We start from the raw sequence: 16,609 nt of genomic DNA on the forward strand, positions 1-16,609 counted from the left end.
CGGCGCTGCCGGGCGATGGATAAGGGGCGTCTGGCTGGCGCCTTTCATTTGACGTGTTCTGCAGGCGGTCGAGTTCAATGGAGAAGGCATTGCACCAGCCTTATTATGACAGCATCCTGCTCATTGAGCGGCTGCATCGCCATTTCCTGGAAGTGCTGAAGGTCGAGCTGGATCGGCTTGGCGTTCAGGATATCAACAATGTCCAGAGTCTCATCCTTTACAATATTGGCGATGATGAACTGACAGTGGGTGAGCTGACGGCCCGCGGTTATTATCTGGGCTCAAACGTGTCCTATAACGTCAAGAAGATGCATGAGAACGGCTATCTGACGCAGGAACGCTCTGCGCATGATCGCCGCTCTGTCCGCGTCCGCCTCTCGGAGAAGGGCTTGGCGCTGCGGGATCGGGTGTCGGAACTGTTTGCCCGGCAGGTGGAAATGCTGGATCGCAGCGGCATGTCGCCCGACGAGCTGTCGCGCTGCAACGAGACCATGCGCAAGCTGGAGCGTTTCTGGACCAATTCACTCTCTTACGGCGCCTATGGCGCGTCCGATCTCTGACGGGGTGCCGGGATGGTCGGCCGCGATAAGCCGCCCCTTACGGAAGGTGATGTATTGATCGAGTTCCAGCAGCTGGGCTCGATCATCCGTGTCAGTGCCATTGATCCCCGTACCAATCGGGAAGTGGTGATCCAGGGCCCGGCCAGCGCAGGCCGGGTCGCACTGGCCCGCAATGCCCTTGCCAAGCTGAATTATATATTGCGCAAGGCAGCAGAATAACCCAAACCCTATCGGTCAAATAGGCGGCCCCTTGTATTTTAAGTGGGCGGGCCTCACTATGAGCAAGCCGCCGGAGCCGTTACCCCTTCGCCGGGTTCCTGCAATGGGGCCTTTTCCCCACCGCCCCTCTTCAGCATTGGATTTTCTGGGAAAACGTTCAGTAAATACCCTGTTTGCTCTTTTGACATTGAGCTGGATCAATACATTGAGTTAATTGGACTTTATTTATAAAATTAACACTTCATTAATAAATTCATCCCCAAATACCCCAAGGAAGTAGTTTTACCTTAGGGTTGGATTTCCCGGGGGGGGATAAATGATCTCGCTTATCATGAAAAGCATCGCCACGGCGCGTATCGGGCGACGGTTGGGGATGATCGTGGCTGTGTCGATCCTGGGGTTGATCGCGCATACCATCTTCAATACGGAGATGTTGCATCGCCAGCTGGTGCAACAGCACAAGCAACAGGCCCAAATGGCGGTGGAAGGCGCACTGGCCGTGGCCCGCTATTATGCCGATCAGGAAAAGCAGGGCATTTTGAGCCGGGCCGAGGCCCAGGGGGCTTCGCTGGATGCCATGGGCGCCATGCGCTATGGCGGTGAATATATCTGGGTGAATGATGATAAGGCGCTGGTGCTGATGCATCCAACGTCGCCGGCGGTGGTTGGAACCTCGCAATGGGACAACCGGGATTCGGGGGGAACCTATCTGTTCCGCGAATTCATCAAGGTGGCCACCGGGCCGGACAATAAAGGCTTCGTCTTTTACAAATGGCCGCGCGGCGGTACGGAGGCTTTCGACAAGGTGGCCTTTGTGCAGCAATTGCCGGAATGGGGCTGGATCATCGGATCAGCCATCTATATTGACGATATCGAGCGGCAATATCATCAGGCCCTGTTGACGGAACTGGCCATCGTTTCGCTGATTGGCGTCATTGTTTTCCTGCTGTCGATGGCGATCAGCCGCACCCTCAGCCGCCCGTTGCATGAGCTGACACTGGTCATGCGCCGTCTGGCCGGGGGCGATCTGGATGTGCGGGTGCCAGATGCTAATGCCCAGAACGAGCTGGGGGAGATGGCGGCCGCTGTGGCGGTGTTCCGCGACAATGCGGTGACGGCCCGTGCGCTGGAAGCAGAAAAGGCCAGGGAAGAGGCATTCCGACAGCGGCGTCAAGAAGCGCTGGAACGGTTGATGAGCCAGTTTAAGGCCCGTGTTTCCGACCGGTTGGGCACTGTCGCCTCCGCCGCCGCTCAGCTGGAGGCGACTTCCGGCGGGCTGCGCGATCAGGCGCGGGAAACCGGGGAACGGTCGGAGCTGGTGGCGGACGGTGCGCATATTGCCCGTGACAATGTCGGCACTGTCGCTGCGGCGACCGAGGAACTGACGGCATCCAGTTCTGAAATCGGCCGGCAGGTGGAAATCACCTCCAGCATCACCGGCCAAGCGGTGCAGAAGGCGCATCAGGCCCGCAGCACCGTGGCCGAACTGGCCCAGGTGGTGGAAAGCGTGCAGGGCGTGGTGGGGCTGATCGCCGACATTGCCGCCCAGACCAACCTGCTGGCGTTGAACGCCACCATCGAGGCGGCGCGGGCGGGGGAGGCCGGCAAGGGCTTCGCCGTGGTGGCCTCTGAGGTGAAAAGTCTCGCCAACCAGACGGCCAAGGCCACCGACGATATCGCCGGTCAGGCCCGCGCGGTGCAGGATGCGGCTGGCGATGCGGCGTCCATGATGGCGGAGATTGCCGACATCATCGACCGGATCGGCCAGAATTCCGGCACCATCGCCAGTGCGGTCACCCAGCAGGCCGCCGCCACGGCGGAGATCAGCCGCAATGTGCATGAGGCGGCGCGGCGCACATCGGAAGTGTCGGACAATATCGCCGTGGTGCGGGAGGGGACGCACTTCACCCTCAGCGCCTCCACCCAGTTGCATGGCGCGGCCGGTTCCCTGTCCGAACAGGCCGATCAGTTGCGCGACGAGGTGGCGAAGTTCCTGAGCGATGTGGAACATGCGGGGGAACAGGCGGCCTGACGGCCCGGCTGTTCAGCGGGTGGCAATGCCGGACAGGATCAGGTCGCGGTGCAGGGCCACCAACTGTTCGGCACTTTTGCGCCCCCCCGGTTGGTACCAGGTGCAGATACCGGTCAGCATGGAGAGGATGGCATAGGCGGTGATGGTCGGTTCATCCGCCCGTAAACTGCCATCCTCCCGCCCCCGGCGCAGGATATCGATCAGCAGCCCTTCATAGTCCCGCCGCAAACCCACAATGGTGGCATGGTTGGCGGGCTCCAGGCTGCGCAGTTCCGAATTGGCGATGAAAACCTGCTCGCGCCTTGTGATGTGATAGAGCACATGGAAGGTGATGAAACCTTCCAACTGTGCCTTTGGTGACTGGCCGGGCGGGATGGCGGCCTTTGCTTCCGCCAGCAGCAGCACCATATGCTCCTGCACCAGATCAAACAGGATATCCTGTTTGTTGCGCACATGATTATAGAGGGAACCGGGCTGGATGCCCACGGCATCGGCCAGTTCCCGCAAGGTCAGCGCCTCATAACCCTTCTTGAAAATCAGCGTCAGGGCCGCCTTGCGGATGGCCTCCATGGTCCGGGGGCCGTGGCTGCCGGCGGTGCGGGCCATGGGGTTGCTCCTGTTGTTCGTTAGGGTGGCTTTCATCGACCGCCGGGGGTGCTGCCGTCAAGCCCTGTGCACGCATTGCCGATGGGTTGAGACCCGCGCGGATGCTGGTTGATTTGGCCATTAAAAAAACGTATGACCGTTTCTATAAGAAGCCATAAGCTTGAGGAAACGCCCATGCTGCGCAACAGCCTTGCCCCGTTCGATTTCGGTCTTGGCGAAACGGCGGATGCGCTGCGCGACGCCGTCTCCGCCTTCGCTGGCGTTGAGATCGCACCGCGTGCCGCGGAGATCGACCGCACCGACCAGTTCCCCATGGACCTGTGGAAGAAGATGGGCGATCTGGGCGTGCTGGGCGTGACGGTGGAGGAGGAGTATGGCGGGGCCGCCATGGGCTATGTGGAGCATATGGTGGCGATGGAGGAAATCTCCCGCGCCTCGGCCTCCGTCGGCCTGTCTTACGGCGCGCATTCCAACCTCTGCGTCAACCAGATCCGCCTGAATGGCAATGCGGACCAGAAGGCGCGCTACCTGCCCAAGCTGGTTTCCGGTGATTTCGTCGGCGCCCTGGCGATGAGCGAGCCGGGGGCGGGATCGGACGTGGTGTCCATGAAGCTGCGGGCCGATAAGCGTGGTAATCGCTATGTGCTGAACGGCACCAAGATGTGGATCACCAATGGCCCGGATGCCGATGTGCTGGTGGTCTATGCCAAGACCGACCCGGCGGCCGGGCCCAAGGGTATCACCGCCTTTCTGGTGGAAAAGGGTTTCAAGGGTTTCTCCTGTGCGCAGAAGCTGGACAAGCTGGGGATGCGCGGCAGCCATACGGGCGAGCTGGTCTTCCAGGATTGCGAAATCCCTGAAGAGAATGTGCTGGGCCAAGTGAATGGCGGCGTGCGGGTGCTGATGTCCGGCCTGGATTATGAACGCGCGGTGCTGGCGGCGGGGCCGCTGGGCATCATGCAGGCGGCCCTGGATATCGTCGTGCCCTATATCCATGAACGTCAGCAGTTCGGCCAGCCGATTGGGGAGTTCCAACTGATCCAGGGCAAGGTGGCGGACATGTATGTCGCGCTGAATTCCTGCCGCGCCTATGTCTATGCCGTGGGCCGGGCGGCGGATGCCAAGCGCATCACCCGCAAGGATGCTGCCGGTGCCATCCTGCTGGCAGCGGAAAAGGCCACCCAGGTGGCGCTGGATGCGATCCAGATTCTCGGCGGCAATGGCTATATCAACGATTACGCCACCGGCCGGCTGCTGCGCGATGCCAAGCTGTATGAGATCGGCGCCGGCACCAGCGAAATCCGCCGGATGTTGATCGGGCGGGAATTGTTCCGCGAGACGGTTTGAGGGTGGCGGTTCCCACCTTTTCCACCGTCACCCCGGCGTAGGCCGGGGTCCAGTTCATAAGCGCTGTGCCCTACGATGCTGGACCCCGGCCTACGCCGGGGTGACGGTGGGAAAAAGGCAAGCGCGGTCATTGCGAGGCCCCCCCATGCCCATCCTCCCCACCGCCATCGACCCGCGCAGCCCGGCCTTTGCCGAAAATACGGCTTCCATGCGCGCCCAAGTGGATGATTTGCGCGCCACCGTCGCCCGCATCGCCCAGGGCGGGGGGGAGAAAGCGATGGCCAAGCATCTGGCGCGCGGCAAGCTCTCCCCGCGAGACCGGGTGCGCACCCTGCTGGACCCCGGCACGCCGTTCCTGGAATTCAGCCAGTTGGCGGCGTATCAGGTCTATGCCGATGATGTGCCCGCCGCCGGTATCATCACCGGCATCGGCCGGGTGTCGGGCCAGGAATGCGTCATCGTCGCCAATGATGCGACGGTAAAGGGTGGCACCTATTATCCGTTGACGGTGAAAAAACACCTGCGCGCCCAGGATATTGCCCGGGAAAACAACCTGCCTTGCGTCTATCTGGTGGATAGCGGCGGGGCCAACCTGCCCAATCAGGATGAGGTATTTCCTGACCGCGACCATTTCGGCCGCATCTTCTATAATCAGGCCACCCTGTCGGCCAATGGTGTGCCGCAGATCGCCGTGGTGATGGGTTCCTGCACGGCGGGCGGGGCCTATGTGCCCGCCATGGCGGATGAAAGCATCATTGTGAAGAACCAGGGCACCATCTTTCTGGGCGGCCCGCCCTTGGTGAAGGCGGCGACGGGGGAGGTGGTGTCGGCGGAGGATTTGGGCGGCGGTGACGTCCATACCCGCATCTCTGGCGTGGCCGACCATCTGGCCAGCGATGACGGCCATGCCCTGGGTATTGCGCGGCGCATTGTCGGCAACCTGAACCGGGTGAAGCAGCCGGAGATGGATATCAGGCCGGTACGCGAACCGATGTATCCGGCGGAAGACCTGTACGGCATCATCCCCACCGACACCCGCAAACCCTATGATGTGCGGGAGATCATTGCCCGCATCGTCGATGGCTCTGAACTGGATGAGTTCAAGGCGAACTATGGCACCACGTTGGTCTGCGGCTTTGCCCGGCTGTGGGGGATGCCGGTGGGCATCATTGCCAATAACGGCATCCTGTTCAGTGAAAGTGCCGTGAAGGGTGCCCATTTCATCGAACTGTGCTGCCAGCGCAAAATTCCGCTGCTGTTCCTGCAGAACATCACCGGTTTCATGGTCGGCCGGAAATATGAGAATGCCGGCATCGCCAAGGATGGGGCCAAGCTGGTGACGGCGGTGGCCTGTGCCAATGTGCCGAAACTGACGCTGATCATTGGCGGCAGTTTCGGGGCCGGCAATTACGGCATGTGCGGTCGTGCCTTTAACCCGCGCCTCCTGTTCATGTGGCCCAATGCCCGCATCTCCGTGATGGGGGGCGAGCAGGCGGCCAATGTGCTGGCCACCGTGCGCCGCGACGGGCTGGAAGCGCAGGGCCGGGGCTGGAGTGCCGAGGATGAAGAGGCATTCAAATCCCCGATCCGGGAGCAATATGAACGCCAGGGCCACCCCTATTACGCCTCTGCCCGGCTGTGGGACGATGGCATCATCGACCCTGCCGATACCCGCAATGTGTTGGGCCTGTCCCTGTCAGCGGCGCTGAACGCGCCCATTCCGCCGGCGAAGTTCGGCGTGTTTCGGATGTGAGGATGATATGAGGAATTTTTTCTTTTTCATGGTTCTGGCCTCCCTGCTTGTAATCCCCAGCCGTGCAATAGCTGCGGAGATTCGGTGTAAGCAGCAGAAGATGCAGACGCTTGAATTAACTGAAGGATCTAATGGCAGTGTTTCACGTGATTTTGGCGAAAACAGCCTTATTGACCCTGAAAATTTTATTATAGTTTACGATCCATTAATGAAATCTGGATCGGTTAATGGAAATGCGATGAATTTCGATGGAAATAATCATTCTATAATTTTATCAAAAAATGGAGTAAATAGCCTTAGTGTTGGTGGTGAATTATACATTATAAATAATGTAATAAAGCGCATTGTTAGAATTTCTGGTCATAGTTTTAAAACAATAGGCTCTGGTGTGTCCGCATCTGCTCTTGAGTTGAATTGTATATTTATTAAATAATGGGCGATAAGATGTCTGATATTATAACCAACATCGACCTGCGCGGTGTCGCCACCGTCACGCTGAACCGGCCCGAGGTGCATAATGCCTTCAATGATACGGTGATCGCTGACCTGACGGATATTTTCCGCCGACTGGGCAATGATCCCGCCGTGCGCGTCATCGTGCTGCGCGGGGTGGGCAAAAGCTTTTCCGCCGGTGGCGACCTGAACTGGATGCGCCGGATGGCCGGCTATAGCCGGGAGGAAAATGTCGCCGACGCCATGGGCTTGGCCACCATGCTGCGCACCCTGAATGAATGCCCCAAGCCGACCCTCGCTGTGATCCACGGCCATTGCTTTGCCGGGGCGGTAGGGCTGGTGGCGGCTTGCGATATCGCAATCGCCGCCGATGCCGTGCAGTTTGCCTTGACGGAGGTGCGGCTGGGTCTGATCCCCGCCACCATCGGCCCCTATGTGGTGGCCGCCATGGGTGCCAGGGCCTGCCGCCGCTATTTCCTGACCGCTGAACGGTTCGATGCCGCCACGGCCCTGCGGTTGGGGCTGGTCCATGAAGTGGTGACGGCGGATGCGTTGAATGCTGCGGCGGAGGCCGCCATCGCCAACCTGCTGTTGGGTGGGCCCCGGGCGCTGGCGGCGGCCAAGGCGCTGATCCCGGCGGTGGATGGGCCCTTGGATGACGCCATGCTGGCCGACACCGCCGCCCGCATCGCCGAGGCCAGGGCGGGGGATGAAGGCCGCGAAGGTCTAGCCAGTTTCTTTGACAAGCGCAAACCGGGATGGGTGAAATGAGCCGGATCAACTCTGTTCTGATCGCCAACCGGGGTGAGATCGCCTGCCGGGTGATCCGCACCGCCCGCCGGTTGGGCCTGTCCACCGTAGCGGTTTATTCCGATGCGGATGCCGACGCAATGCATGTGGCCATGGCCGACCGGGCGGTGCATATCGGCCCGGCCCCGGCACGCGAAAGCTATCTGCTGGGTGACCGCATCATCGCGGCGGCCAAAGCGGCGGGCGCGGATGCCATCCATCCCGGGTACGGCTTCCTGTCGGAAAATGCCAGTTTTGCCGAGGCGGTGGATGCTGCTGGGCTGGTCTTCATCGGCCCGCCGGCCAGCGCCATCCGCGCCATGGGCGGCAAGTCAGAGGCCAAGGCCCTGATGGAAGGGGCCGGCGTGCCCCTGGTGCCGGGTTATCACGGCGCTGACCAGGATGAAGCTCAGTTGGCGGCAGAGGCGGCGCGCATTGGCTTCCCCGTGCTGATCAAGGCGTCGGCCGGCGGTGGCGGCAAGGGCATGAAGGTGGCGGAATCAGCGGCGGAATTCACGGCGGCGCTGGCGTCGGCCAAGCGGGAGGCGAAAGCCAGTTTCGGCGATGATCGGGTGCTGATCGAAAAATATCTGGCCCGCCCGCGCCATGTGGAAATCCAGGTTTTCGCCGACAGTCAGGGCGATTGCGTCTATCTGTTCGAGCGCGATTGCTCCATCCAGCGCCGGCACCAGAAGGTGGTGGAGGAGGCGCCGGCCCCCGGCATGGACCCTGCCATCCGCGCTCGCATGGGGGCGGCGGCGGTGGCGGCGGCCAAGGCCATTGGTTATGTCGGTGCCGGCACGGTGGAATTTTTGCTGGATAGCGATAATTCTTTTTATTTCATGGAGATGAACACCCGCCTGCAAGTGGAACATCCCGTAACGGAGGCCATTACCGGCCTTGATCTGGTGGAATGGCAATTGCGGGTGGCGGCGGGCGACCCCCTGCCGCTGCGCCAGGACCAACTGGCGATCAACGGCCATGCCATTGAGGTTCGGCTTTACGCCGAAGACCCTGCCAAGGGTTTCCTGCCGCAGACAGGCCGGCTGAGCCATCTGCGCTTCCCCGATGCCGGGCCGCATGTGCGGGTGGATACGGGTGTGCGGGCGGGTGATGCCATTTCTATTTATTACGATCCGATGATCGCCAAGGTGATCGTCTGGGACCACGATCGTCCCGCCGCGGTGCAGCGGCTGCGCCGGGCTTTGGCGGCAACGGAAATTGGCGGGCTGAATGCCAATGTGCCTTTCCTGTCCGCCATCGCCGCCCATCCGGGCTTTCTGGCGGCGGATTTGGATACGCGCTTTATTGACCGTTACGGCAACGATCTGCTGCCACCACACGCTGCACCGGCGGCGGATGTGCTGGCGTTGGCCAGCCTGGGGCTGGTGCTGTCCCGCCACAGGGCAGGGGCTGCCGACCCGTGGGATGCGGTGGGTGGTTTGCTGCTGAACCTGCCAGCCTTGGACAAGGTTGAATGGCGTGAACCGGGCGAGGGGGCGGAGCGTTTTCCCATCACCATCGGCTGGTGGCGTGATGGCTTTGCCATTCAGGCCGGTGGGCGGGAAATGCAGGTGCGGGATGCCACCCTGGCTGCCGATGGCACCCTGACCCTGGGCCTGGATGGCCAGCGGCTGACAGCGTGCTGGGTGCGGGATGGGGAGGGGGTGACCCTGTTCCATGCTGGCGGCACCCAAAGGTTATTGCTGGTTGATCCCCATGCCGGCAGCCATGGCGATGCCGGCGCCCATGGCCGCCTGACCGCCCCGATGCCGGGCAAGGTGATTGCCCTCCTGGTGGATGAAGGGGCGGTTGTGACCAAGGGCCAGCCGGTGATCGTGCTGGAAGCGATGAAGATGGAACATACGCTGAAGGCCCCTGCCGATGGCACGGTAACGCATCTGCGCTATCAGGTGGGCGATCAGGTGGCCGAAGGGGTGGAACTGGTGGGGTTTGAGGCGGCGTAGCCGCCCTTACCCTTCCCCACAGATCACACGGCGATTGGCCGGAAACATCCAGCATTGGCGGCACAGCCGAGCCGCCAGATCGGACGCGGTGCCGCAGCGCCTACGAACGACATGAAGCCGACACAGTTGTTTCAATCCGCTTCCAATCGCGGAACAGCGCTGAACTGTATCTGCTCGCCAGGCAATGCTTCTCTTGACGAGTTTCAATCCGCTTCCAATCGCGGAACAGCGCTGAACTCGCGAAAGACGCTCGCTGTCGCCGATTTGGCCGGCAGTTTCAATCCGCTTCCAATCGCGGAACAGCGCTGAACCGGGTATGATTTCTGTCCGGACCAATGGTCCAGCCTGTTTCAATCCGCTTCCAATCGCGGAACAGCGCTGAACATACCCTCTGGAACCTTTTGGTGCAACAGGATGATTTTCCGCTATTTTCCACAGGCTAACAAATTTTCTGTCACAATCTGTCAAGGTTCGCCCAAAAAAATTCTGCCAGATTCGATAATTTCCAAATCTTATTAGATATTTATATAGTTTCCACAGGGTGCTCTGCCCCCTGTTTGAACAGTGACTGGGCTGAACCGTTTGGAGGTGGCACTATCAACGGGTCGAAGGGGTGGAACGGGTGTGGTTGGCGGCGGCGTAGCCGCCCTCACCCTTCCCCACAGATCACATGCAGGAAACTGCCGCTGACCCGCCCGCGCACGCCACCGGCGGGGCCAAGGTCGCGACCGGTGGCGTCGTGCAGGCGGCAAAGCGGCTGATCGTGGCCCGGTTCGCTGACGGTGGCATAATGGAATTCATGCCCGCGCAGCCGCATCCCCGCCGGTCCCAGGGCGGCATCGGCCAGCAGTTCGGCACGGCGATAGCCCAGCGCCAGTTTGCGGCGTTTGAAACTGGTGGCATGGTCCAGCAGGCCGGCCATCGGGTGGATCACCCCGTCCGCATCTTCCAGCGTGCGGCCCAGCACCATGTAGCCGCCGCATTCCCCATGCACCGGGCGGGTGCGGGCGAAATCAGCCAGCCCGTCCCGGAAATTCTTCGCCGCTGCCAGCGCTCCGGCGTGCAGTTCCGGGTAACCGCCCGCCAGCCAGCAACTGTCTGCGTCGGCTGGCGGGGTCTCATCCGCCAGGGGGGAGAAGAAACAGAGTTCCGCCCCCTGCATTCGCCAGCCTTCCAGCAGATGCGGGTAAAGAAAGCTGAAAGCGGCATCGCGCGCCACGGCCACCCGCTGGCCGGGGGGCGGGGGGATCAGGTGGGGGGCTGCGGGCACCTGGGTGCGGATGGGGCCGGCCAGGGCCAGCAGCGCATCCAGATCCACCGCTGCCGCCAGTTTTTCCCCCAGCTTGGCCAGCAATGTTTCCAGCCCCGCAATCTCCCCGGCTTGCACCAAACCCAGATGGCGTTCGGGTACCGCCAGATCATTGTCACGCGGGATGCGGCCCAACAAAGGCAGGCCGGCGCGGGCCAGGCCCTGTTCCACCTGCTGGGCGTGGCGGTCACTCGCCACCCGGTTGGCGATGACGCCGGCGACATTCACCGCCGGATCAAACCGTGCCATGCCAAATGCCAGCGCCCCCGCCGTCTGCGACTGGCCGGAAACATCCAGCACCAGCAGCACCGGCAGGCCCAGCCGGGCGGCCAGATCGGCCCCGGCGCCGCTGCGCCCCGGTTCTGCCGCCACGCCATCAAACAGGCCCATGGCTGCTTCCATGATGACGATATCGGCCTCTGCTGCCTGTCGGGCGGCCAACTCATCCACCAGGGCGGGCGGCATGGACCAGCCATCCAGGTTCACGCTGGGCAGGCCGGTGGCGACCGTGTGAAAGGCGGGGTCTATATAATCCGGCCCGATCTTGGCCCCGGCCACGCGCAGCCCGCGCGCCCGGGCCGCCGCCATCAGGCCCAAGGTCACCAGCGTTTTGCCAGAACCGGAACGCGGGGCGGCGACGATCAATCCCTTCATCACAACCCCCTGAAGTCGGTTTCGGCAATATCCCCGATCACCAGAATGGCAGGGGCTTCCAGGCCCGCCTGTGCGGCGGCATCGGCCAGCGTGGCCAGCGTGGCGGTGACACGGCGCTGCTTATCCGTGCCGGCCCAGGCGATGGCGGCGGCGGGCTTGTCTGCCCCCATTCCACCTTCCATCAAGGCGGCGGCGATGATGGGCAGGTTCTTCATGCCCATATAGATCAGGATTGGTTGATCCAGCCGGGCCAGGGCTGCCCAATCTGGCGCGCCCTCCCCATCGGCCCCGTGGCCGGTGGCCAGCACCAGGGCCTGGTTCACCCCGCGCATGGTGCCGGGCATCCCGGACAATGCCAGTGCCGCCAGGCCCGAGGTCAAGCCCGGCAGCACGCGGAAGGGAATGCCGGCGGCGATCAGGGCCGCCACTTCCTCGCCCCCGCGTCCGAAAATAAACGGGTCGCCGCCCTTCAGGCGCAGCACGCGGCTTCCCTGCCGGGCCAGTTCGATCAAGCGGTTGGTGATATCCGCCTGTTGCGCCGATGGTTTGCCGCCGCGCTTGCCGGCAAATTCCAGCACCGCACCGGGGGCGGCCAGGGCCAGCACGCGATCATCCACCAGTGCATCATGCACAATCACATCGGCCAGATGCAGGGCGGTGGCCACGCCCAGGGTCAGATGTGCCGGATCACCCGGCCCGGCCCCGGCCAGCCAGACGCTGCCGGGGGTGAATTCTGGCAAATGGCCGCCTTGCAGATGGGCAAGTTGCTGGAGAATACTGGTCATGATGCGGCCCTGCGATTATAGCAGCCCTTATGAATGATGATCCCGATCAGCCCAAACCCACGGGTCCGCTGCGCCATGGCTGGACGACGGGGGCCTGCGCCACCGCCGCCGCCAAGGCGGCGTATCAGGCGTTGCTGACCGGTCAGTTCCCCGACCCGGTACAGATCACCCTGCCGGGCGGCCAGCAACCTTCCTTCGCTCTGGCGCGGGAGGCGCTGGGCGAGGGCCACGCCATGGCCGCCGTGGTGAAGGATGCCGGCGACGATCCCGATGTCACCCATGGGGCCCTGGTCTGGGCCCGTGTGCGGCCCCGGCAGGATGGCGGGGCCGGTATCCGCTTTCTGGCCGGTGACGGTGTGGGTACGGTCACGCGGCCAGGATTGCCGCTGGCGGTGGGGGAGCCGGCCATCAACCCCGTACCCCGGCGGATGATCAGTGCAGAGCTTTCCAGCCTGAACAACGGGTTGCAGCCCGATCTTGATGTAGAGGTTGGGGTGGAGAATGGTCAGGAACTGGCCCGCCACACCCTGAACGGGCGGCTGGGCATTGTCGGCGGCCTGTCCATTCTGGGCACCACGGGCATTGTGGTGCCCTATTCCTGTGCGGCCTGGATTGACAGCATCCATCGCGGGGTGGATGTGGCCCGCGCGCTCGGCCTGCGCCACATTGCCGCCAGCACCGGTTCCACCTCCGAAGCGGCGGTGCAGGCGTTTTATGGCCTGCCGGAACAGGCGCTGATTGATATGGGCGATTTTGTCGGCGGGCTGTTGAAATATCTGCGCCGGCACCCGGTGGAACGGCTGTCCATCGCCGGTGGCATCGCCAAGATGGTGAAGCTGGGCCAGGGGCTGATGGATCTGCATTCCAAGCGCGGGCGGGTGGATCTGGACCGGCTGGCCGAGATCGCCGCCCGCTGCGGGGTGGAGGCCGAACGTGTCGCCCTGATCCGCAGTGCCGCCGGGGCGGGGGAAGCGTTGGTGATTGCCGGTGCGCAGGCCCCCGCCATGGCTGACCTTGTGGCGGTGGAGGCACGCAATGTGGTGGCCGCTTCCCTGGAGGGCAGTGGTATCATGGTGGAGGTGCTGGCCTTCGACCGGCAAGGCGTGCTGCTGGCTCATGCGCCCTTCCCGGACGCGGTGGGGCGGAACCGCCGGTCATAATCGCGGCTGTAAAGCGCGCTTTCACGGAAATCCCCGGCATCCAGAGCCGGGCCGATCAGGATCAGGGCGGAGCGTTCTGGCGTGCTCTGCTGCACCCTTTCCACAATATCGGCCAGCGTGCCCTTGATCACCCGCTCCTCCGGCCAGGAGGCGCGGAAGACCACGGCCACCGGGCAGGTAGGGCCGTAATGCGGCAGGGCCTCCGCCACCACCGCATCCAGCACATGGATGGCCAGATGCACGGCCAGCGTGGCCCCTGTGGCGGCATAGGCGGCCAGCTTTTCCCCTTCCGGCATGGCAGACGCCCGACCCGACATGCGGGTCAAGACCAGGGTTTGCGCCACGCCCGGCACCGTCAGTTCCCGGCCCAGCGTGGCGGCGGCGGCGGCAAAGGCCGGCACCCCCGGCGTCAACGTATAGGGGATGCCCAACTGGTCCAGCCGCCGCAATTGTTCTGCCACGGCGCTGTAGATGGACAGGTCACCCGATTGCAGCCGCGCCACATCATGCCCATCGGCCTGGGCGCGCTGGAATTCGGCCACGATGCCATCCAGGTCCAAGGGGGCGGTATCCACCAGCCGCGCGCCGGGCCGGCACCAGGACAAAACCTCGGGTGAGACGACCGATCCGGCATAAAGGCAGACCTCACACCTTGCCAGCAGGTCACGCCCGCGCACGGTGATCAGGTCCGCCGCACCAGGGCCGGCGCCGATGAAATGGATGGTCGTCATGGGGTTTCCGTGGCCTGGGAATGGCGGGGGGAGGTGGCAAGGCCCAGGAAAACAGCCAATGCCTGATTGAGCCTGACCATATCCTCCTCATTCAGCCGACCGATCCGGCTGCCCAGTTCGGTTTTTGGTACGGCGGTCAGCTTATCCACCATCACTTTAGAAGGAATGCGCAAGCCATTGCGTTCATTGGGCGTAATCGGCAGCCGGAACAGGGGGGCTTCCACCGGATCGCTGGTGAAAGCGCAGACGATGATGGAGGCGGTGGCATCGAAATGGTCATCCTGCACAATCACCACCGGACGCGGCTTGCCGGCATAATCGGGGCCGCCGGCTACGGTCCAGACATCCCCCCGCCTCATTGATCGGTCCAGTCATCGCGGATGGCATCAATGAAGGCCTGATCCTCTGCCGCCTGCGCGCTTTGCGCCACAGCCAGGGATTGGCGGTGTGCCTCCGCCTTGAAACCGGGCGCGCGCATATCCGGCACCCATATCTGCACCGGGCGCAGGCCCTGGGCGCGCAGGCGCTGGCGGTGTTCCTGAACCTTCACGCGGGATGGCTTGGCATTCTTGCTCATCGGGAACCCTCCGTTGTCATGGTTACATGTAACCATATCATGTCCCCTCCACCAGGGCCACCACCACCCCGCCCACCACATGGCGGGGCAGCAGGGGGCGGGCGTTGGGGCCGGCGGTGGCACGGGCGGCGGCTTCGGCGACAGAGGGCAGGCCGGTCAGGGTGGTGACGGCGGCGCTGGGCTGGCTGACCGGCTGGGCGGTGAGGGCGTCGCTATCCAGCAGATGCAGGGGCAAACCCCAGCCCTCCGCCAGAGCCAGCAGGCCGGGTTCGTCCCCCTTGCCGGTCCAACTGGCCAGGGCCGTCAGGTCGACGCGGGTGCGATCGGCGTTGGCCAAGGCGTCGTTCAGCGCGCTGGACAGCGCTGCCAGCGACGTGCCCCGGCGGCAGCCGATGCCGGCGATCAGGGGGCGGCCTACCATGGTTTTTCCCAGCGCCATTGCACGATGGGCATGGCGGGGCGCCAGCCGGTCAGCGGGCCGACGGGGGCCGCCTGGGCGATATCCAGCCGCAGCAGGCTGCCGCCCTTGCTGGCATGTTCGGCCAGCAACAGGGCTTCTGTTTCCAGCGTCACCGCATTCACCACCAGCCGCCCGCCGGGGTTCAGCGCCTCACGGCAGGTGGCCAGCAGTGCCGCTTTCGCACCACCCCCGATGAAGATGGCATCGGGGGTGGGCAGGGTGGCGATGGCGTCGGTGCTGTCGGCGTTGATGATGGTCAGGTCCGGCACACCGAGGCGGCGGGCATTTTCCGCGATGCGGGCGGCGCGGTCGGGCTGGCGTTCCACGGCGATAGCGCGTTGGGCCGGATGACGCAGGCACCATTCAATGGCGATGGAGCCGGACCCTGCCCCCAGATCCCACAGCAATTCCCCCCGGCGGGGGGAGAGGGCGGCCAGGGTCAGCGCCCGGACGGGGGCCTTGGTGATCTGCCCATCATGCTGAAACCAGTCATCCGGCAAACCGGGCGTCAGCCGGGGCAGGTTTGCCGCAGGTTCCGCCGCCACGGTGACGGCCAGCAGGTTCAGCGGATCGGCGCTGATACCGGTGAAATCCTGCGCGCTGCCATCGGCCCGGCTTTCCGCCGGCCCGCCCAGCCGGTTGAACAGGGTCAGGTGGGACGGGCCGAAGCCGTCCGCCACCAGCATCTGCGCGATGGTTGCCGGGGCTACTGCGTCGCTGGTCAGCAATAACAGGCGCTGGCCGGGGTGCAGATGCGGGCGCAGGCGGGTGATGTCGCGGCCATGCAGGCTGACAATCTCCACGTCCGCCAGTGACCAGCCGAGCCGGGAGGCGGCCAGGGCGGGGGCGGACGGGGCCGGATAGGCGATCCATTCCCCCGCCGACAGATGCGGTGCCAGTGTCGCCCCCACCCCGTGAAGGAACGGGTCGCCCGATGCCAACACCACCACCGCCCGCCCGCGTGCGGCCAGCACGGCACTGATGCCATCGGCAAACGGGCTGGGCCAGGGCTGCGCCTGTCCCTGGATCAGCGATGCCGCCAGCGACAAATGACGCTTGCCGCCGAACACCAGTTCGGCAGCGACCAAGGCTTCACGCGCAGCGGTGCCCAAACCATCCAGCCCATCCTCCCCAATGCCGATGATGGACAGCCAGGGGCTGGGGGCGGCATGATCCGCCGGATTTTCCATTGCCGGATCAGTCATCA

17 protein-coding genes and 1 CRISPR repeat array are annotated in these 16,609 nt (G+C 63.7%); of the genes, 9 read left to right on the plus strand and 8 right to left on the minus strand.

The window, feature by feature from the left end; genetic code table 11:
• Nucleotides 1-77 precede the first annotated feature (77 nt).
• The 3 genes from CHB97_RS06490 to CHB97_RS06500 all read left to right on the plus strand — a co-directional run bounded on the left by CHB97_RS06490 (nucleotide 78) and on the right by CHB97_RS06500 (nucleotide 2,811).
• A complete protein-coding gene (locus tag CHB97_RS06490) occupies nucleotides 78-560 on the plus strand; it encodes a MarR family winged helix-turn-helix transcriptional regulator (protein WP_244559434.1) in 483 nt (160 codons plus the stop codon).
• Nucleotides 561-572: 12 nt separating this feature from the next.
• Entirely contained in the window at nucleotides 573-779 is a 207-nt protein-coding gene (locus tag CHB97_RS06495) for a hypothetical protein (RefSeq protein WP_089287141.1), read from the plus strand.
• Between the two features lie 316 nt (nucleotides 780-1,095).
• Nucleotides 1,096-2,811, plus strand: a complete 1,716-nt coding sequence (locus CHB97_RS06500) for a methyl-accepting chemotaxis protein (RefSeq protein ID WP_089287142.1) — start codon at nucleotides 1,096-1,098, stop codon at nucleotides 2,809-2,811.
• Between the two features lie 12 nt (nucleotides 2,812-2,823).
• On the opposite strand, the gene CHB97_RS06505 is transcribed toward CHB97_RS06500, so the two are convergent.
• Nucleotides 2,824-3,417, minus strand: a complete 594-nt coding sequence (locus CHB97_RS06505; protein ID WP_089287143.1) for a TetR/AcrR family transcriptional regulator — start codon at nucleotides 3,415-3,417, stop codon at nucleotides 2,824-2,826.
• Between the two features lie 174 nt (nucleotides 3,418-3,591).
• Between CHB97_RS06505 and CHB97_RS06510 the strand changes: the two genes are divergently transcribed.
• The 5 genes from CHB97_RS06510 (at nucleotide 3,592) to CHB97_RS06525 (ending at nucleotide 9,726) form a co-directional block, all read left to right on the plus strand.
• A complete protein-coding gene (locus CHB97_RS06510; RefSeq protein ID WP_089287144.1) occupies nucleotides 3,592-4,764 on the plus strand; it encodes an isovaleryl-CoA dehydrogenase in 1,173 nt (390 codons plus the stop codon).
• 145 nt (nucleotides 4,765-4,909) lie between these two features.
• Entirely contained in the window at nucleotides 4,910-6,517 is a 1,608-nt protein-coding gene (locus CHB97_RS06515; protein ID WP_089287145.1) for a carboxyl transferase domain-containing protein, read from the plus strand.
• 28 nt (nucleotides 6,518-6,545) lie between these two features.
• The gene (locus CHB97_RS25800; RefSeq protein ID WP_143270744.1) at nucleotides 6,546-6,950 is read left to right on the plus strand and encodes a hypothetical protein; all 405 of its coding nucleotides are present in this window, start codon (nucleotides 6,546-6,548) and stop codon (nucleotides 6,948-6,950) included.
• An 11-nt stretch (nucleotides 6,951-6,961) separates the two neighbouring features.
• The gene (locus CHB97_RS06520) at nucleotides 6,962-7,741 is read left to right on the plus strand and encodes an enoyl-CoA hydratase/isomerase family protein (protein ID WP_089287315.1); all 780 of its coding nucleotides are present in this window, start codon (nucleotides 6,962-6,964) and stop codon (nucleotides 7,739-7,741) included.
• Nucleotides 7,738-9,726: an acetyl/propionyl/methylcrotonyl-CoA carboxylase subunit alpha gene (locus CHB97_RS06525; protein WP_089287146.1), complete on the plus strand. Its 1,989-nt coding sequence runs from the start codon at nucleotides 7,738-7,740 to the stop codon at nucleotides 9,724-9,726. The genes CHB97_RS06520 and CHB97_RS06525 overlap by 4 nt, the downstream gene beginning before the upstream one ends.
• Nucleotides 9,727-9,854: 128 nt before the next feature.
• Nucleotides 9,855-10,110: a CRISPR direct-repeat array (repeat unit 37 nt; unit sequence GTTTCAATCCGCTTCCAATCGCGGAACAGCGCTGAAC).
• Between the two features lie 265 nt (nucleotides 10,111-10,375).
• On the opposite strand, the gene CHB97_RS06530 is transcribed toward CHB97_RS06525, so the two are convergent.
• Nucleotides 10,376-11,689 carry a cobyrinate a,c-diamide synthase gene (locus tag CHB97_RS06530; protein ID WP_089287147.1) on the minus strand — a complete coding sequence of 438 codons (1,314 nt, stop codon included), beginning with the start codon at nucleotides 11,687-11,689 and terminating at the stop codon, nucleotides 10,376-10,378.
• Nucleotides 11,689-12,474, minus strand: a complete 786-nt coding sequence (gene cobA, locus CHB97_RS06535; RefSeq protein WP_089287148.1) for a uroporphyrinogen-III C-methyltransferase — start codon at nucleotides 12,472-12,474, stop codon at nucleotides 11,689-11,691. The genes CHB97_RS06530 and cobA overlap by 1 nt, the downstream gene beginning before the upstream one ends.
• A gap of 29 nt (nucleotides 12,475-12,503) precedes the next feature.
• On the opposite strand from cobA, the gene CHB97_RS06540 reads away from it, so the two are divergent.
• The gene (locus CHB97_RS06540) at nucleotides 12,504-13,634 is read left to right on the plus strand and encodes a cobalt-precorrin-5B (C(1))-methyltransferase (RefSeq protein ID WP_089287149.1); all 1,131 of its coding nucleotides are present in this window, start codon (nucleotides 12,504-12,506) and stop codon (nucleotides 13,632-13,634) included.
• Here the strand turns inward: CHB97_RS06540 and cobM are convergent.
• The 5 genes from cobM to cbiE are packed head-to-tail and all read right to left on the minus strand — an operon-like array spanning nucleotide 13,589 to nucleotide 16,607.
• Nucleotides 13,589-14,365 (minus strand): precorrin-4 C(11)-methyltransferase, encoded by a 777-nt coding sequence (gene cobM, locus CHB97_RS06545; protein WP_089287150.1) that lies wholly within the window; start codon nucleotides 14,363-14,365, stop codon nucleotides 13,589-13,591. The genes CHB97_RS06540 and cobM overlap by 46 nt on opposite strands.
• Complete coding sequence (locus CHB97_RS06550) at nucleotides 14,362-14,724, minus strand: type II toxin-antitoxin system PemK/MazF family toxin (RefSeq protein ID WP_089287151.1); 363 nt, start codon at nucleotides 14,722-14,724, stop codon at nucleotides 14,362-14,364. The genes cobM and CHB97_RS06550 overlap by 4 nt, the downstream gene beginning before the upstream one ends.
• On the minus strand, nucleotides 14,721-14,942 hold the full coding sequence (locus CHB97_RS06555; protein WP_089287152.1) for an antitoxin MazE family protein: 222 nt from the start codon (nucleotides 14,940-14,942) through the stop codon (nucleotides 14,721-14,723). Before CHB97_RS06555 ends, CHB97_RS06550 begins: the two co-directional genes overlap by 4 nt.
• Before the next feature lie 37 nt (nucleotides 14,943-14,979).
• Complete coding sequence (locus CHB97_RS06560) at nucleotides 14,980-15,363, minus strand: cobalamin biosynthesis protein (protein WP_160105619.1); 384 nt, start codon at nucleotides 15,361-15,363, stop codon at nucleotides 14,980-14,982.
• A complete protein-coding gene (cbiE, locus tag CHB97_RS06565) occupies nucleotides 15,357-16,607 on the minus strand; it encodes a precorrin-6y C5,15-methyltransferase (decarboxylating) subunit CbiE (protein ID WP_089287154.1) in 1,251 nt (416 codons plus the stop codon). The genes CHB97_RS06560 and cbiE overlap by 7 nt, the downstream gene beginning before the upstream one ends.
• Nucleotides 16,608-16,609: the final 2 nt, after the last annotated feature.

It is taken from the genome of Azospirillum sp. RU38E (assembly GCF_900188385.1).
Classification (GTDB): Bacteria; Pseudomonadota; Alphaproteobacteria; order Azospirillales; family Azospirillaceae; genus Niveispirillum.

Coding starts and splice junctions, on each gene's coding strand:
- CHB97_RS06530 (WP_089287147.1), bottom strand. CDS start 11,689: ATGAAGGGATTGATCGTCGCCGCCCCGCGTTCCGGTTCTGGCAAAACG.
- cobA (WP_089287148.1), bottom strand. CDS start 12,474: ATGACCAGTATTCTCCAGCAACTTGCCCATCTGCAAGGCGGCCATTTG.
- CHB97_RS06515 (WP_089287145.1), top strand. CDS start 4,910: ATGCCCATCCTCCCCACCGCCATCGACCCGCGCAGCCCGGCCTTTGCC.
- CHB97_RS06525 (WP_089287146.1), top strand. CDS start 7,738: ATGAGCCGGATCAACTCTGTTCTGATCGCCAACCGGGGTGAGATCGCC.
- CHB97_RS06510 (WP_089287144.1), top strand. CDS start 3,592: ATGCTGCGCAACAGCCTTGCCCCGTTCGATTTCGGTCTTGGCGAAACG.
- CHB97_RS06490 (WP_244559434.1), top strand. CDS start 78: ATGGAGAAGGCATTGCACCAGCCTTATTATGACAGCATCCTGCTCATT.
- CHB97_RS06520 (WP_089287315.1), top strand. CDS start 6,962: ATGTCTGATATTATAACCAACATCGACCTGCGCGGTGTCGCCACCGTC.
- CHB97_RS06505 (WP_089287143.1), bottom strand. CDS start 3,417: ATGGCCCGCACCGCCGGCAGCCACGGCCCCCGGACCATGGAGGCCATC.
- CHB97_RS06555 (WP_089287152.1), bottom strand. CDS start 14,942: ATGAGCAAGAATGCCAAGCCATCCCGCGTGAAGGTTCAGGAACACCGC.
- cbiE (WP_089287154.1), bottom strand. CDS start 16,607: ATGACTGATCCGGCAATGGAAAATCCGGCGGATCATGCCGCCCCCAGC.
- CHB97_RS06500 (WP_089287142.1), top strand. CDS start 1,096: ATGATCTCGCTTATCATGAAAAGCATCGCCACGGCGCGTATCGGGCGA.
- cobM (WP_089287150.1), bottom strand. CDS start 14,365: ATGACGACCATCCATTTCATCGGCGCCGGCCCTGGTGCGGCGGACCTG.
- CHB97_RS06495 (WP_089287141.1), top strand. CDS start 573: ATGGTCGGCCGCGATAAGCCGCCCCTTACGGAAGGTGATGTATTGATC.
- CHB97_RS25800 (WP_143270744.1), top strand. CDS start 6,546: ATGGTTCTGGCCTCCCTGCTTGTAATCCCCAGCCGTGCAATAGCTGCG.
- CHB97_RS06540 (WP_089287149.1), top strand. CDS start 12,504: ATGAATGATGATCCCGATCAGCCCAAACCCACGGGTCCGCTGCGCCAT.
- CHB97_RS06560 (WP_160105619.1), bottom strand. CDS start 15,363: ATGGTAGGCCGCCCCCTGATCGCCGGCATCGGCTGCCGCCGGGGCACG.
- CHB97_RS06550 (WP_089287151.1), bottom strand. CDS start 14,724: ATGAGGCGGGGGGATGTCTGGACCGTAGCCGGCGGCCCCGATTATGCC.